This window comes from Methylobacterium pseudosasicola (assembly GCF_900114535.1).
Taxonomy (GTDB): Bacteria; Pseudomonadota; Alphaproteobacteria; order Rhizobiales; family Beijerinckiaceae; genus Methylobacterium; species Methylobacterium pseudosasicola.
In genome coordinates this window covers 35,079-47,694 of record NZ_FOTK01000006.1, presented here as the reverse complement: position 1 = coordinate 47,694, position 12,616 = coordinate 35,079, and the positions used below count along the sequence as shown (strand labels likewise).

Sequence of the window (12,616 nt, the reverse complement as noted above, 5' to 3'; positions counted from 1 at the left end):
TTGCCCCGTAAGTTGAGTCGATATTATTTCTGTGGAACCAGTGATGATCTGTCGCGTAAACGAGTCGCTGCGGTCAATTGAGGTGCCACGCAACACGCCGTTCCTCAGGGCCGCGGGCTATTTCTCTTTCGAGGGATGTAACGCAGGCCGTTATCGACAAGGAGGACGCGATGAGCATCACCTATCGACTGGAAAATCCAGGCCATCCGGGCGGGTTCGTGCGCCGCAATATTCTGGAGCCGCGCAACCTGACCGTCATGGCCGCGGCCAGCTTGCTCAACGTGACGCGCCAATCGCTGTCCGACTTCCTCACTGAGAAGACCGCCCTCACGGCGGAACTGGCCCTGCGCCTCGAGAAGGTGTTCGGGTGCCGGATGGAAACGCTGATGGACATGCAGACCCGCTTCGACATCGCCGAAGCCCGCAAGCGCGAGTCGAACATCCAGCGCGAACTCGCGGCTAGAACTGGAGTCCAGGCGTCCGCCAGACGTTCTCAGCCGATCGTCAAGCGCGTGTACGCGTTCGGATGACGTTGACCTATCGCTGCCCCGGCCGGGCATCCGGAACGCTTGGCCGTGGGCATAAGCTGCGGGCGGACGTTTCCACTCTCCGAGCAGCTCCCATCGCGGACGACCTGTCGCGTCGTTGGGAACTGATCCTGTTGCACCGCGTGACTGCCGTGCCTCAGATCTTGAGCGAGGCCGTGGCGGCCCTTGCCCCATCTTCCCGTGGCCATGACTCGGTGGCGTGGGGATGAAGGGCGCAGCATTTGCAAATGCGTCTGGCGCGGGGTCCGGGAGCGAACTCTGCACCGCCGAGCTTGCTTTTCGATCTCCGAGGGGACCCGTCAGGGCCCTGTTAAGCCTGAGGTTGGCGTTTCGCCGAACCTGTGGACAACCGCACCTGCCGGCGATGTTGCCCGTACGAAATTTTGTCGCGCGATCGTCAAAAAAGAAAATTCTAAGACCGTAGGACGTTCTCTTTCTGGCTTTGCTGCCACGTTCGTGGGAGGAGGTGTTTTTTTCGATGTTCTATTCTGCATTACACAGATTAGGTCATCCTGGTTGTTTTGTGAATTGTGCACTCGCATTCTGCGTTGATTGACATCGCGCGGTCCCCTTGATACTCGCCGCTTCGCCAATCGTTCGAGAAACCATGCTGTCTTGGCGGGTAGTGAAAATTGCAAAACGATAGGCGAGTAACGTACTTCATAGAAGATTACCCCAGCGAGCCGGTATATTTACTGACATGTGGGGTAGGTGATGCATTATTCTGTTGGTGCTGAAAAACCCGTCCATCGGGCCGGATATCCCTCGCAGATTTTTAGAGGAGAATGGTGTGAGCACAGTCTACAGATTGGAAAATCCATGCCATCCGGGTGGGTTTCTCCGGCGCAATATTTTTGAGCCGAACAACCTGACCGTGATGGGCATGGCCAGCATGCTCGGTATCACCCGTCAATCGCTGTCCGATTTCCTCAATGAGAAGACAGGGCTGAATGCCGAACTGGCCTTTCGAATCGAGAAGGCGTTCGGGTTCAATATGGAAATGATGATGGAGATGCAGAGCCGCTTCGACATCGCTCTGGTGCGCAGGCGCGAGAAGAAAATGCAGGACGAATTGCTCGCCAGGGCCAGGTCCCAGCCGAAGAAGACGGGGCCCCAGCTTGTCAGGACAAAACCCCAGATCGTCGCTTCCAATCGTCAGCGCGCCGCCAGTTGAGGTTCGCTGGCCGCATCTGCGCGGTCCGGCATTCGGAATGCCGGGCCCAGTTACCGAGATGACGGAAGGACTTGACTGTATGTCCTTCCTGAGCAGCCCCGCTGGGCAGGCGAACGCGGGCCTGCTTTAGGACCCCGCTGAGCACCTTTGCGAAACCTGCTAAGACCTTACACCAGCATTGCGGCGAGCGCGGCCAAGTACTCCATTCCGATCATCCGACAGGCGAGCCGTCACGGCCTTCGCCTGCGAGCTTTCGGAGTCGAAACACCACACGACCATTCGAAATTCCGCGCCGTGTCGGATGCGTCGGTGCACGGCGCAGCGGGGAACGGCGATACGATCCAGTCTAGAAGATCCTGCCAGGTCCCCCGCAGCTCCGATCGTTGTCGCGCTCCGAGGGGCGGGATACGACGCCCGCATGACCATCTGGCGCCCGCCTTCGGAGATTCGCGTGAAGGCCTTGGGCCTGCCCTGGCGGGGGCGTCGGCTGCTCGTAGCGGAGGTCTATGCCGACGACGGGCGCCTGAAGGGCGTGCGGCCGCTCGGGGGCAGCGTCGCGTTCGGCGAGCGGGCGGAGGCGGCGCTCGTGCGGGAATTCCGGGAGGAACTCGGCCTCACGGTGCAGGTGCTCGGCGCGCCGTTCATGATGGAAAATCTTTACACGCACGAGGGCAGCCCGGGCCACGAGGTGCTGTTCCTGTTCCCGGTCGCCCTGCCGCCCGGCCCGCTCGACACGCAGGAGTGTATCGTCTTCCACGAGGATTGCGGCACGGCTTGCGTCGCGCGCTGGTACGATCTGGAAGAGCTGGATCGCGACGGCGGGCCCGAGCTCTATCCAAGCGGGCTCAAGGCGCGGCTTCTTGCCGAGGGGCGGCCGTAGCCTCGGACGCGTCGGACCGCAGGGATGTGCGGCCCATTCCGGTCCCTGTCACCTGCAGGAAGCCGCTGCTAAGCTTCCCGGTGGGATCAGCCGCGCCGAGTCCGCCTCCGTGCCCCCTGCGATCACCCCATCGGCCCTCGATCTGATCGGCAACACGCCCCTGATCGCCCTCGACCGAGCCCATCCGGGGCCGGGCCGCATCCTGGCCAAAGCTGAGTTCATGCAGCCCGGCGGGAGCGTGAAGGACCGGGCGGCCCGGGCCATCCTGCTCGCCGCCCGGGCGGATGGCCGCCTGGTCCGGGGGGCGCCCGTGGTCGAGATGACCAGCGGTAATATGGGGGCGGGCCTCGCCGTGGCCTGCGCGGCGCTCGGGCATCCGCTGGTCGTCACCCTGTCGGCGGGGAACAGCCCGCAGCGGGCGCGGATGCTCGAAGCCCTCGGGGCGGAGGTCGTCCTGGTGCCGCAGGTCGATGGCCTGCCCGGGCAGGTGACCGGGGCCGATGTCGCGGCCGCCGCCGAAGAGGCGGGGCGACTCGCCCGGGAACGCGGCGGTTTCTACGTCGATCAGTTCCACGCCTCGGAAGGCGTCGGGATCCACCGGGACACGACCGGCCCGGAGATCTGGGCGCAGTCCGGTGGCCGGGTCGATGCCTGGGTCGCGTCCGTGGGGACTGGGGCGACCTTCCTCGGGGTTGCGGCGGCGCTGCGGGCGCGTAACCCCCAGGTGGTCTGCGCGGCGGTGGAGCCCGATGGCTGCCGGCCGCTCGCGGGCGAGCCCGTCACCAAGCCGCGCCACGTCCTGCAGGGGACGGGCTACGGCAGCGTGCCGCCGCATTGGGATCCGGGGCTGATGGATCTCGCCGTCTCGGTCACCGACGACGAGGCCGCCCATTGGCGCCGGCTGCTGGCGATCCGGGAGGGCCTGCATGTCGGCTACTCGGCTGCCGCCAATGTCTGCGCGGCTGCGGCTCTGCTCGCCTCGGGCCGCCTGCCGGCCGACGCGGTCGCCGTCACGGTGCTGTGCGACACCGGGCTCAAGTACTGAGGGTTGTGAGGCTGGGCACCGTCGCCTTTGCCGCTGCGCCCCCGCGATGCTAGAGCCGGGCGACCCCATCGGTCCGGGTCCTCCGCGACGCCGCGGCCGATGCGCCCGGACGTTCCGTCCGAAGCGGAGACGGGTGCTGGCGGAATCATGACGACACGACCACCCCCACGCGGCGGCCCGAAGGGGCGCAAGCCCCCGGCCGGTAAGTTCCCGCTGTATAGCGAGCGCGCCCGCACCGGCCCGCGCACCAGCGCCCGCGACGCCGCCGAGCGCGCCGCCCGCAATCGCGGCGACGATGCCGGCGCGCGCGATCCCTGGACCGCGCCGGGCACGCCCCACGCCGTCGCTGCGGCCGCGGCGGCTGCCGCGAAGCCGCGGCCGGCCCGGGACGAGCGCAAGGATGCCCCGCCCCCGCGCAAGGCGCCGCCCCGGCCGAGCGCCAGGCCGGCCGCGAAAGCGCAGAACCGATCCGTCGAGTCGCGTCCGGAACCCAAGTCTTCGCCCCCCGCCCCGCCCGCCGGCCCGACCCGGCGCGAGCAGCGCGCCGCCGCCTCCGCGACCCTCGCGTCGGGGGTACAGACCCTGACGGTGGAACCGGACGAGGCGGGCATGCGTATCGACCGCTTCCTCACCGCGCGCTTCCCGCTCCTGCCCTTCACCCGGGTCCAGAGCATCGTCCGCAAGGGCGAGTTGCGGGTCGACGGCAAGCGCGCCAAGCCCAACGACCGGCTGGAGCCGGGCATGAGCGTGCGCGTGCCGCCGCTGCGCCTCGACCAGCCGACCGAGAGACCGCGCAGCGCCGCCCGGGAGCAGGACGATGCCGAGTTCATCCGCTCGCTGATCCTCTACGAGGACGCCGACATGATGATCCTCAACAAGCCCTTCGGCCTCGCAGTCCAGGGCGGCTCAGGCACGGTCCGCCATGTCGACGGGCTGCTCGCCGCGCTGACTGGACCGGACGGCCAGAAGCCGCGGCTGGTCCACCGGCTCGACAAGGATACGGCCGGCTGCCTGATCATCGCCAAGACGCGGCTGGCGGCGGCCACCCTCGCGAAGAGCTTCCGCTCGCGGGCGGCGCGAAAAATCTACTGGGCGCTCACGGCGGGCGTGCCGCGGGTGCGGCAGGGGCGGGTCTCGACCTACCTCGCCAAGGACGAGCCGACCGATGCCGATGCGCGCATGCGGGTCGCCAAGCACGGCGACGAGGGCGCGAGCCACGCCCTGACCTATTACGCCATGGTCGATCAGGCCGCCCAAAAACTGTCCTGGCTGTCGTTCAAGCCGGTGACCGGGCGGACCCACCAGCTGCGCGCCCACGCGGCCCATATCGGCCACCCGATCGTCGGCGATCCGAAATACTTCTCGGTGGAGAACTGGGAGCTGCCTGGCGGCATCCAGAACCGGCTGCACCTGCTCGCCCGCCGGATCGTGATCCCGCATCCGCGCACCGGCCGGCCCGTGGATGTCAGCGCGCCGCTGCCGCCGCACATGGCCCAGAGCTGGAATCTTCTAGGCTTCGACGCCTCCCGCTACGACCCGATCGTCGAGGCGCCGGAGAGCTGAGCCCGCAGCCACGGCACGATCGCCTCCGCCAGGGCGTCGGGGGCCTCCATCGGCAGCATGTGGCCGGAGCCGTCGATCACCGTCAGGGTAGCGCCGGGAATGCCGGCCTGCAGCTCTCGCGCCTCGTCGAGGCTGCGCAGGCCGTCCTGGGCGGCGGCGACCACCAGGGTCGGGCAGGCGATGGCGCCGAGCCGGTCCAGGTCGCTGTCGCGCGGCTGCCCGGCCTGGCGCAGGAACACGTCCCCGCCGAGGCGGTCGCCCATCGCGCGGATGCGGGCGATTAGGGCCGCGTCGCCGACCCGGTCCGGATGGACCGAGCCCAGGATCGCCGTCCGGCTGAGCCCTGAGAACCCTTGGCTGCGGACGTTCGCCACCGCCGCCGCCTTCCGGCGCGCCTGGGCCGGGGTGTCGGCCCGGGCCGAGGTCGCGATCAGCACCAGCGCCCGGACCCGCTCGGGCGCGAGCCGGGCGATCGCCCGCGCCACGTAGCCGCCCATCGAGAAGCCGACCAGGGCGAATCGCTCCGGCGCCTCCGCGATGACCCGGTGCGCCATGGCGTCGATGCCGGCGTCCCGGGTGAGGTCGCCGTGCTGCACCGGCCCGAGGGGCGCGAGGTGCGGGAGCATGTCCGTCCAGAGGTCGGGATCGGTCATGAAGCCGGGGAGCAGGACGAGGGTCATGGCGCGCTCATGCGGGTCGACCGCCCGAAAAATCCGGTGACGCGCGGCCCGCGATCCGGAGGTGTCGCGCCCGGCACGCCTTGGCAATCGGCCGCCTCGCCTCATATGCTGATCCGTGACCCGCCGTTCCGCCGCGGGGCCGATTTCCCGCGGTTCGAGACCCTGACGCATGAAGCTCGCGACGCTGGCCTGCCTCGCCGCCCTCTGCCTGGTCGGGCCGGCTGCCCATGCCGCGCCGGGCGAGGCCGCCAAGCCGGCCGCGCCGGCGAATGCCGCCCCGCCGGCCAACGCGCCGAAGCCCGCTCAGCCGATCCCCGCGGCCGATGTGCCGCCTCCGGCCGCGACTCCTGCCCCGTCCGCGGCCCAGCCGCAGGCCGTGCCGCGTCCGGCGTCGAGCGGCCGGGCCGAGCGTCGGCGGCGGTCCTACGCGGCCTGCAACCGCGCCTCCCATCAGCGCGGCCTGCGCGGTGGCCGCCGGCGGCGGTTCCTGATCCGCTGCCGGCTCGGTTACGAGCGCACCCACGGCCAGGCGGCGCAGCCGGGTGCCGCCCAGCCGGTCCAGCCGGGCCGCAAGCCGTGACCGGCCGCCCCGTGCCGGGGGCGCCCGGGCGATGAAGCTCATCGTCTTCGATGTCGACGGCACCCTGGTCGACAGCCAGCACCTGATCGTCGCCGCGCAGGGGCTCGCCTTCGCGGAGAACGGTCTGCCGGCCCCGGGCCGGCGTGAAGCGCTCTCGGTGGTAGGGCTGTCTCTGCCGCAGGCGTTCCGGCGCCTCGTCGGAGAGGACGGGCCGATCGCGGAGCTCTCCGAGAGCTACAAACAGGCCTACAACCGCCTGCGGGTCGATCCCGCCTACGAGGAGCCGCTGTTTCCCGGGATGGGCGAGTTGCTGGCCCGGCTGCATGCCCGCGAGGACGTGCTGATCGGTCTCGCCACCGGCAAGTCGCGCCGGGGCGTGGACCGCCTGATCGAGCATCACGGCTGGGCCGACTGGTTCGCCACCACCCAGAGCGCCGACGACGCGCCGTCGAAGCCCGACCCGACCATGCTGCGCCAGGCGATGGCGGAGGCCGGCTGCACCCCCGAGGCCACCATCATGGTCGGCGACACCACCTTCGACATCGGCATGGGCGTCTCGGCCGGGGCCGTCGCCATCGGGGTCGGCTGGGGCTATCACCCGGCCGGCGCCCTCTACGGGGCCGGGGCGGTCACGGTGGTCTCGAGCGCCGGTGCGCTGGAGGGGCTGTTTTCCGGGGGGGGGCCTCCGAGCCCGCCCGCTTCGCCGTCATTGCGAGCGTAGCGAAGCGACCCAGGGACTCGCACCGCTCGGAGAACGCTCGCCGCCCTGGGTTGCTTCACTCCGCTCGCAATGACGGTGCGATGTCCAGCGAGGCTCGCCGACGAACCCCAAAACCCCTATCTCGGATCCATGAGCGATCTGACGAACGACTGGCTCGGCGAACCGGGCGGCTCGGAACGACCCGACCCGATGCGGTCGGCCCGCGGCCATGCCAAGCCCGCCCTGCCGAAACGATTCTACAAGGAGGCCGGCTTCGCCGAGGGTGCGGACGGGTTCCGGCTGACCCTCGACGGCCGTCCGGCCAACACCCCCGCCCGCAACCCGTTGAGCCTGCCGACCCGGGCCCTGGCGGAGAAGGTCGCGGCCGAATGGGCGGCCCAGGAGATGGCGATCGACCCGGCCAGGATGCCGCTGACCCGGCTGGCGAATACCAGCATCGACGGCGTCGCCCCCCGGCACGCGGCGGTGGTCGAGGATCTCTGCGCCTATGCGGGCACCGACCTCGTCGCGTATCGGGCCGGGGATCCGGAGCGCTTGGTCTCGGCTCAGGCCGCCGCCTGGGATCCGATCCTCGACTGGGCCCGGGAGACTTTCGGTGCCCGGGTGATCCTCAGCGAGGGCGTGATGCATGTGGAGCAACCGCCCGACACCGTCCGGGCGCTGTCCGAGGCGGTCGCCGCGGTGGAGAGCCCGTTCCGGCTGGCCGGCCTGCACACGCTGACGACGCTGACCGGCTCCCTGCTGATCGCGCTCGCGGTTTTGCGCGGCCGGCTGACCCCGGCGGAGGCCTGGGACGCCGCCCATGTCGATGAGACCTATCAGGCGGCTGTCTGGGGCCGCGATTCCGAGGCCGAAGCGCGGCTGGCGATCCGCCGGGTGGAATTCGAGGCCGCGGCCGAGCTCATCGCCAGTGTCTGAACCAAATCAGGGTGGATTGCGCAGATGCAATTGCGCAACAATCCCGAACTCGCTGCCGCACCAAAGCGGAGCCGGCTGACATCCCGCGAGGATTGACTTAGGGTCCGAAGAATTCAGTCATCGGATCACCAATGCGCGCCGATCCTTGTCATCGTAACCGTTTCGAAGATGAACTCGCTGCGCTCCTTGCCACCAAGCACGCGTCCGACGACGCGGAGGCCCGCGAGGCGCTGTTCGCGGCCCTGTCGCGGCTGGAACGTCAGGCGCTGATCGCCGGCGCCGCGGATCCGACCCTGCACAAGATCGCCGAGGCGCGGTTCCTGGTGGGCATCCTGCGCGACTCGATGCGCCCGTCGCGGATCGCGCCGCTGCGGAGCCTGCTGCGGCTGGCGGCGGAGACGCGCTGTGTCGTAGAGGGCGAGCCGGCCTGAGTCGCGGCCCGACCTTTCACGGCCGTCATTGCGAGCGGAGCGAAGCAACCCAGGGCAGCGCGCGATCCCCGAAGGTGGCGCTTCACTGGGTTGCTTCGCTCCGCTCGCAATGACGGTGGCGATCGTCGCGCCGACCGCTCACCCCGCCGGCTGAGCCAGCGCATCCCGCACCTTCCCCTCCAGTGAGGCGGGCTTGGCCGACGGCGCGAACCGGGCGATCACCGCGCCGTTCCGGCCGACCAAAAACTTCGTAAAATTCCACTTGATCGCCTTGGAGCCGAACAGCCCTGAGCGGGCCTGCTTCAAGTGGTCGAACAGGGGCTCGGCCTCTGGGCCGTTCACCGCGATCTTGCCGAGCACGGGAAAGCTGACATCGTAGGTCAGGGAGCAGAAGCTCGCGATCTCGGCGGCGTCCCCTGGCTCCTGGGCGCCGAACTGATTGCAGGGGAAACCCAGCACCGTCAGCCCCTCGGCCCGGTGCGCCCGCCACAGCGCCTCCAGCCCGGCATATTGCGGGGTGAAGCCGCAGCGCGAGGCGGTGTTCACAATGAGCAGCACCTCGCCGCGATGCTGCGCGAGGGGGTACGGGCTCCCGTCCGCCGCGGGAACGGTGAAATCGTGGATCGTCGTCATGCCCGATCAGTCGGGCAAACCGGCGGGGGCCGCAAGGCCCTTACGCGGCCTTGACCTTCTGCACGTCGAAACTCGGCCCCTGCGGGGTCATCCGGTCGTGCGAGACGATCCGCTCGTCCGGCCCGACCACCCCGAGGCTGACGTCGCGGTCCGGCAGGACCACCGTGGTGGTCTTGTTGACGTGCACCAGCACATGCCGGCGCAACGGCACCGAGGCCACCGCCCAGCGCTTGAGCTGGCCGTAATAGGGCTCCCGGCGCCAGGCATTGGCCTGGCCGGGATCGACCTGCACGTTCATGTTGCGCGAGAGCGGGTCCAGGGTGAGCACCATCTTGGCGCGGTCGGGCTTCCATTCCGGCCCGAGCCAGCTCTCGGTCATCCAGAGGCAGTGGAACGCCCGGCAATGGTCGGGGCGCGTCGCGTGGATCGCGCAGCCCTGGCCCGCCTTGGTGTGGCGGCACCATTGGCCCGCCACGCTCTCCACCGCCGGCACGTCGTAGACCTTGCAGCACAGGGTGCAGGCGCCGCAGGCGCGCCCGGGGGCCGGCTGCGCCACGAAGGATTCGGGATTCAGCATGGATCGTGCGTCGCGCCGGTCAAACACGGTGGCATGCGTCCGGCAACGGCCGGGCGCGGGGCCGCCGGACTACCTGCACGGGCATCGGGTCGGTAGTGTGGCGGCTTACCTGGGATGAGGACGGTGAGAACGATGCTCTCGAATCTCGCGACCCGCGACGTCGAAACCCTGCTCCACCCCTATACCAACCTCTCGACCCACCGGCACACCGGCCCGCTGGTGCTGGAGCGCGGCGAAGGCGTCCACGTCTACGACACGGAGGGCCGCGGCTATATCGAGGGCATGTCGGGCCTGTGGTGCACGGCGCTCGGCTACTCGAACGCGGAGCTGGTCGAGGCCGCCCGGGTCCAGATGGGCCGGCTGCCCTTCACCCACCTGTTCTCCGGCCGCAGCCACGATCCCGGGATCGAGCTGGCCGAGACCCTGAAGGAGCTGATGCCGGTCCCGACCTCGAAGATCTTCTTCACGTCGTCCGGGTCCGAGGCCAACGACACCCAGGTCAAGCTCACCTGGTACTACAACAACGCGCTGGGCCGGCCGCAGAAGAAAAAAATCATCGCGCGGCAGAAGGGCTATCACGGTGTCACCGTGGCCAGCGCCTCGATGACTGGCCTGACCGCGAACCATGCCGACTGGGACCTGCCGCTGCCGGGCTTTTTGCATGTGTCCTGCCCGCATTTCTATCGCGGCGCCGAGCCCGGCGAGACCGAGGAGGCCTATTCGGCCCGCCTCGCCGCCGAGCTGGAACAGACCATCCTGCGCGAGGGGCCGGAGACGGTGGCCGCCTTCATCGCCGAGCCGGTGATGGGCGCCGGTGGGGCGATCGTGCCGCCGCGGGGCTATTTTCCGGCGATCCAGGCGGTGTTGGCGAAGTACGACGTGCGGATGATCGCCGACGAGGTGATCTGCGGCTTCGGCCGGCTCGGCACCTGGTTCGGCAGCGAGGCCCTGGGGATACGGCCGGCTTCGGTCTCCTTCGCCAAGGCCCTGACCTCGGCTTACATGCCGCTCGGCGGCGTCAGCATCGACGAGCCGCTCTACCAGGCGATGATCGGCCAGAGCGAGAAGCTCGGCACGTTCGGGCACGGAACAACCTATTCCGGTCACCCGGTGGCGGCCGCGGTGGCGCTCAAGGCGATCGAGATCTACCGGCGCGACCGGGTGATCGAGGGTGCCGCCGAGAAGGCGCCGCACTTCCAGCGCCGGCTCGCGGCGCTCGCCGACCACGACATCGTCGGCGAGGCCGGCGGCATCGGCCTGATCGGCGGGCTGGAGATCGTCGCCGACAAGGGGAGCAAGCGCCAGTACGACCCGAAGGCCGGCGTGGCGGCCCGCTGTGTCGCCTTCGCGCAAGCCGAGGGCCTGATCGTGCGGTCGCTGGCCGGCGACCGGGTCGCCGTCTGCCCGCCGCTGATCATCACCCCCGACGAGATCGACGCGCTGTTCGATCGGCTCGGCCGGGCGCTCGACCGCACTCGCGACTGGATCCGGGCCGAGGGGCTGGAGGCGATGCCGGGCTGAACCCGGCGGCGCGGCTCACACCGGGTCGCGCTGCGCCTCCGCCTGGGCGGTGGTCTGAAGCCCCAACGGGGTCAGCGGCGTGATTCGCAGGGTGGTGATCCGGTTCTTGGCCTTCCGGATCACCTGGAAGCGGAAGCCGTGGAAGTTGAAGGCCGTGCCCTGGTCCGGGATGGTCCGGGCCTCGTGGATGACGAGGCCCGCGATGGTGGTGGCCTCGTCGTCGGGCAGGTTCCAGTCCATGGCGCGGTTGAGGTCGCGGATCGGGACGCCGCCATCGACATTGACCGATCCGTCGCCCTGCGGACGCACGCCCGAGACGGTGACGTCGTGCTCGTCGGCGATCTCGCCGACGATCTCCTCCAGGATGTCCTCCAGGGTCACGAGGCCCATCACCTCGCCGTACTCGTCGACGACCAGGGCGAAGTGGGTCTTCTTCGTGAGGAAGGCCTTGAGCTGGGCGCGCAGCGAGGTCGTGCCCGGCACGAACCAGGTCTCCAGCGCCAGGGCCTCGACCTTCAGCCCCGACGCGTCGCCGCCGGCCGCGTCGAGGGCGCGCAGCAGGTCCTTGGCGTGGAGCACGCCGACGATGTTCTCAGGGGTTCCGCGCCACAGAGGCATGCGGGTATAGGGCGAGGCCAGCACCGCCCGGACGATGTCCTCGGAGGGCTGGTCGGCGTCGATCGCCCGCATCTTGGTGCGGTGGACCATCACGTCCGAGACCGACAGGTTCGACAGGTCGAGCAGGCCGCCGAGCATGTCGCGCTCGGCCTTGGCGACGCCGCCCTCCCGGTGCATCAGCGCCACCTGCCCGCGCAACTCCTCGGCGGGGGTGAGGATCGACTGGTGGTCGCCGATGGTGACGCCGAACGGCTTCAGCATCAGCCGCACCAGGTGCTCGATGGCGATCGCCGCCGGGCCCATGATCGCCACCGCGAAGGCCACCGGCCGGGCGGTGAGCAGGGCCGCCTTGTCGGGCTTGGAGATGGCCAGCGTCTTCGGCAGCACCTCGGCGAAGACGATGACCAGCACCGACATGCCGACGGTGGCGTAGATCACGCCGCTCTTGCCGAACAGGGCGGTGAGCACGCTGGTGGTGAAGGCCGAGGCGCCGATCGCCACGATGTTGTAGCCGATCAGCATGGCGCCGATGAAGCGCTCGCGGATCGCCAGGATGCGGTTGACGATCGCCGCCCGCGGGTCGCCCGCCTGCTCCAGGGCGTGCATTCGCGCCCGGGACGCGGCCGTGAAGGCGGTCTCGGCGCCTGCGAAGAAGGCCGAGAGTAGCAGCGAGATCACCACGATGCTCGCGGCGAACCACAGGTCGATATGGGTATCCATCGGTTCC

Annotated in this window: 14 protein-coding genes; 10 read left to right on the top strand and 4 right to left on the bottom strand. The window is 69.4% G+C overall.

The window, feature by feature from the left end:
- The first annotated feature begins 170 nt into the window (after positions 1 to 170).
- The 5 genes from BM228_RS07980 to BM228_RS07960 all read left to right on the top strand — a co-directional run bounded on the left by BM228_RS07980 (position 171) and on the right by BM228_RS07960 (position 5,210).
- Entirely contained in the window at positions 171 to 530 is a 360-nt protein-coding gene (locus BM228_RS07980; protein WP_092038818.1) for a HigA family addiction module antitoxin, read from the top strand.
- 808 nt (positions 531 to 1,338) lie between these two features.
- Positions 1,339 to 1,722: a HigA family addiction module antitoxin gene (locus tag BM228_RS07975; protein WP_092038816.1), complete on the top strand. Its 384-nt coding sequence runs from the start codon at positions 1,339 to 1,341 to the stop codon at positions 1,720 to 1,722.
- A 451-nt stretch (positions 1,723 to 2,173) separates the two neighbouring features.
- Complete coding sequence (locus BM228_RS07970; protein ID WP_425284923.1) at positions 2,174 to 2,602, top strand: NUDIX hydrolase; 429 nt, start codon at positions 2,174 to 2,176, stop codon at positions 2,600 to 2,602.
- A 109-nt stretch (positions 2,603 to 2,711) separates the two neighbouring features.
- Positions 2,712 to 3,647, top strand: a complete 936-nt coding sequence (locus tag BM228_RS07965) for a PLP-dependent cysteine synthase family protein (RefSeq protein ID WP_244537065.1) — start codon at positions 2,712 to 2,714, stop codon at positions 3,645 to 3,647.
- A gap of 147 nt (positions 3,648 to 3,794) precedes the next feature.
- Positions 3,795 to 5,210, top strand: a complete 1,416-nt coding sequence (locus BM228_RS07960; RefSeq protein ID WP_092038813.1) for an RluA family pseudouridine synthase — start codon at positions 3,795 to 3,797, stop codon at positions 5,208 to 5,210.
- On the opposite strand, the gene BM228_RS07955 is transcribed toward BM228_RS07960, so the two are convergent.
- On the bottom strand, positions 5,177 to 5,890 hold the full coding sequence (locus BM228_RS07955; protein ID WP_092038811.1) for an alpha/beta fold hydrolase: 714 nt from the start codon (positions 5,888 to 5,890) through the stop codon (positions 5,177 to 5,179). The two genes, BM228_RS07960 and BM228_RS07955, sit on opposite strands and share 34 nt — an antisense overlap.
- 169 nt (positions 5,891 to 6,059) lie before the next feature.
- Here BM228_RS07955 and BM228_RS07950 point away from each other — a divergent pair, with 169 nt between their 5' ends.
- The 4 genes from BM228_RS07950 (at position 6,060) to BM228_RS07935 (ending at position 8,540) form a co-directional block, all read left to right on the top strand.
- Entirely contained in the window at positions 6,060 to 6,470 is a 411-nt protein-coding gene (locus BM228_RS07950; protein WP_092038809.1) for a hypothetical protein, read from the top strand.
- A 31-nt stretch (positions 6,471 to 6,501) separates the two neighbouring features.
- Complete coding sequence (locus tag BM228_RS07945) at positions 6,502 to 7,191, top strand: HAD-IA family hydrolase (RefSeq protein ID WP_092038807.1); 690 nt, start codon at positions 6,502 to 6,504, stop codon at positions 7,189 to 7,191.
- A gap of 129 nt (positions 7,192 to 7,320) precedes the next feature.
- The gene (locus tag BM228_RS07940; RefSeq protein ID WP_092038805.1) at positions 7,321 to 8,109 is read left to right on the top strand and encodes an ATP12 family chaperone protein; all 789 of its coding nucleotides are present in this window, start codon (positions 7,321 to 7,323) and stop codon (positions 8,107 to 8,109) included.
- A 131-nt stretch (positions 8,110 to 8,240) separates the two neighbouring features.
- Positions 8,241 to 8,540 carry a hypothetical protein gene (locus BM228_RS07935; protein ID WP_092038803.1) on the top strand — a complete coding sequence of 100 codons (300 nt, stop codon included), beginning with the start codon at positions 8,241 to 8,243 and terminating at the stop codon, positions 8,538 to 8,540.
- A gap of 138 nt (positions 8,541 to 8,678) precedes the next feature.
- Here the strand turns inward: BM228_RS07935 and BM228_RS07930 are convergent, their stop codons facing one another.
- Positions 8,679 to 9,173: a glutathione peroxidase gene (locus BM228_RS07930; protein WP_092038801.1), complete on the bottom strand. Its 495-nt coding sequence runs from the start codon at positions 9,171 to 9,173 to the stop codon at positions 8,679 to 8,681.
- Between the two features lie 40 nt (positions 9,174 to 9,213).
- Positions 9,214 to 9,750 (bottom strand): hypothetical protein, encoded by a 537-nt coding sequence (locus tag BM228_RS07925; RefSeq protein WP_092038799.1) that lies wholly within the window; start codon positions 9,748 to 9,750, stop codon positions 9,214 to 9,216.
- A gap of 132 nt (positions 9,751 to 9,882) precedes the next feature.
- Here BM228_RS07925 and BM228_RS07920 point away from each other — a divergent pair, with 132 nt between their 5' ends.
- Complete coding sequence (locus tag BM228_RS07920; RefSeq protein ID WP_092038797.1) at positions 9,883 to 11,271, top strand: aminotransferase; 1,389 nt, start codon at positions 9,883 to 9,885, stop codon at positions 11,269 to 11,271.
- A gap of 15 nt (positions 11,272 to 11,286) precedes the next feature.
- Here the strand turns inward: BM228_RS07920 and BM228_RS07915 are convergent, their stop codons facing one another.
- On the bottom strand, positions 11,287 to 12,609 hold the full coding sequence (locus BM228_RS07915; RefSeq protein ID WP_092038795.1) for an HlyC/CorC family transporter: 1,323 nt from the start codon (positions 12,607 to 12,609) through the stop codon (positions 11,287 to 11,289).
- Positions 12,610 to 12,616: the final 7 nt, after the last annotated feature.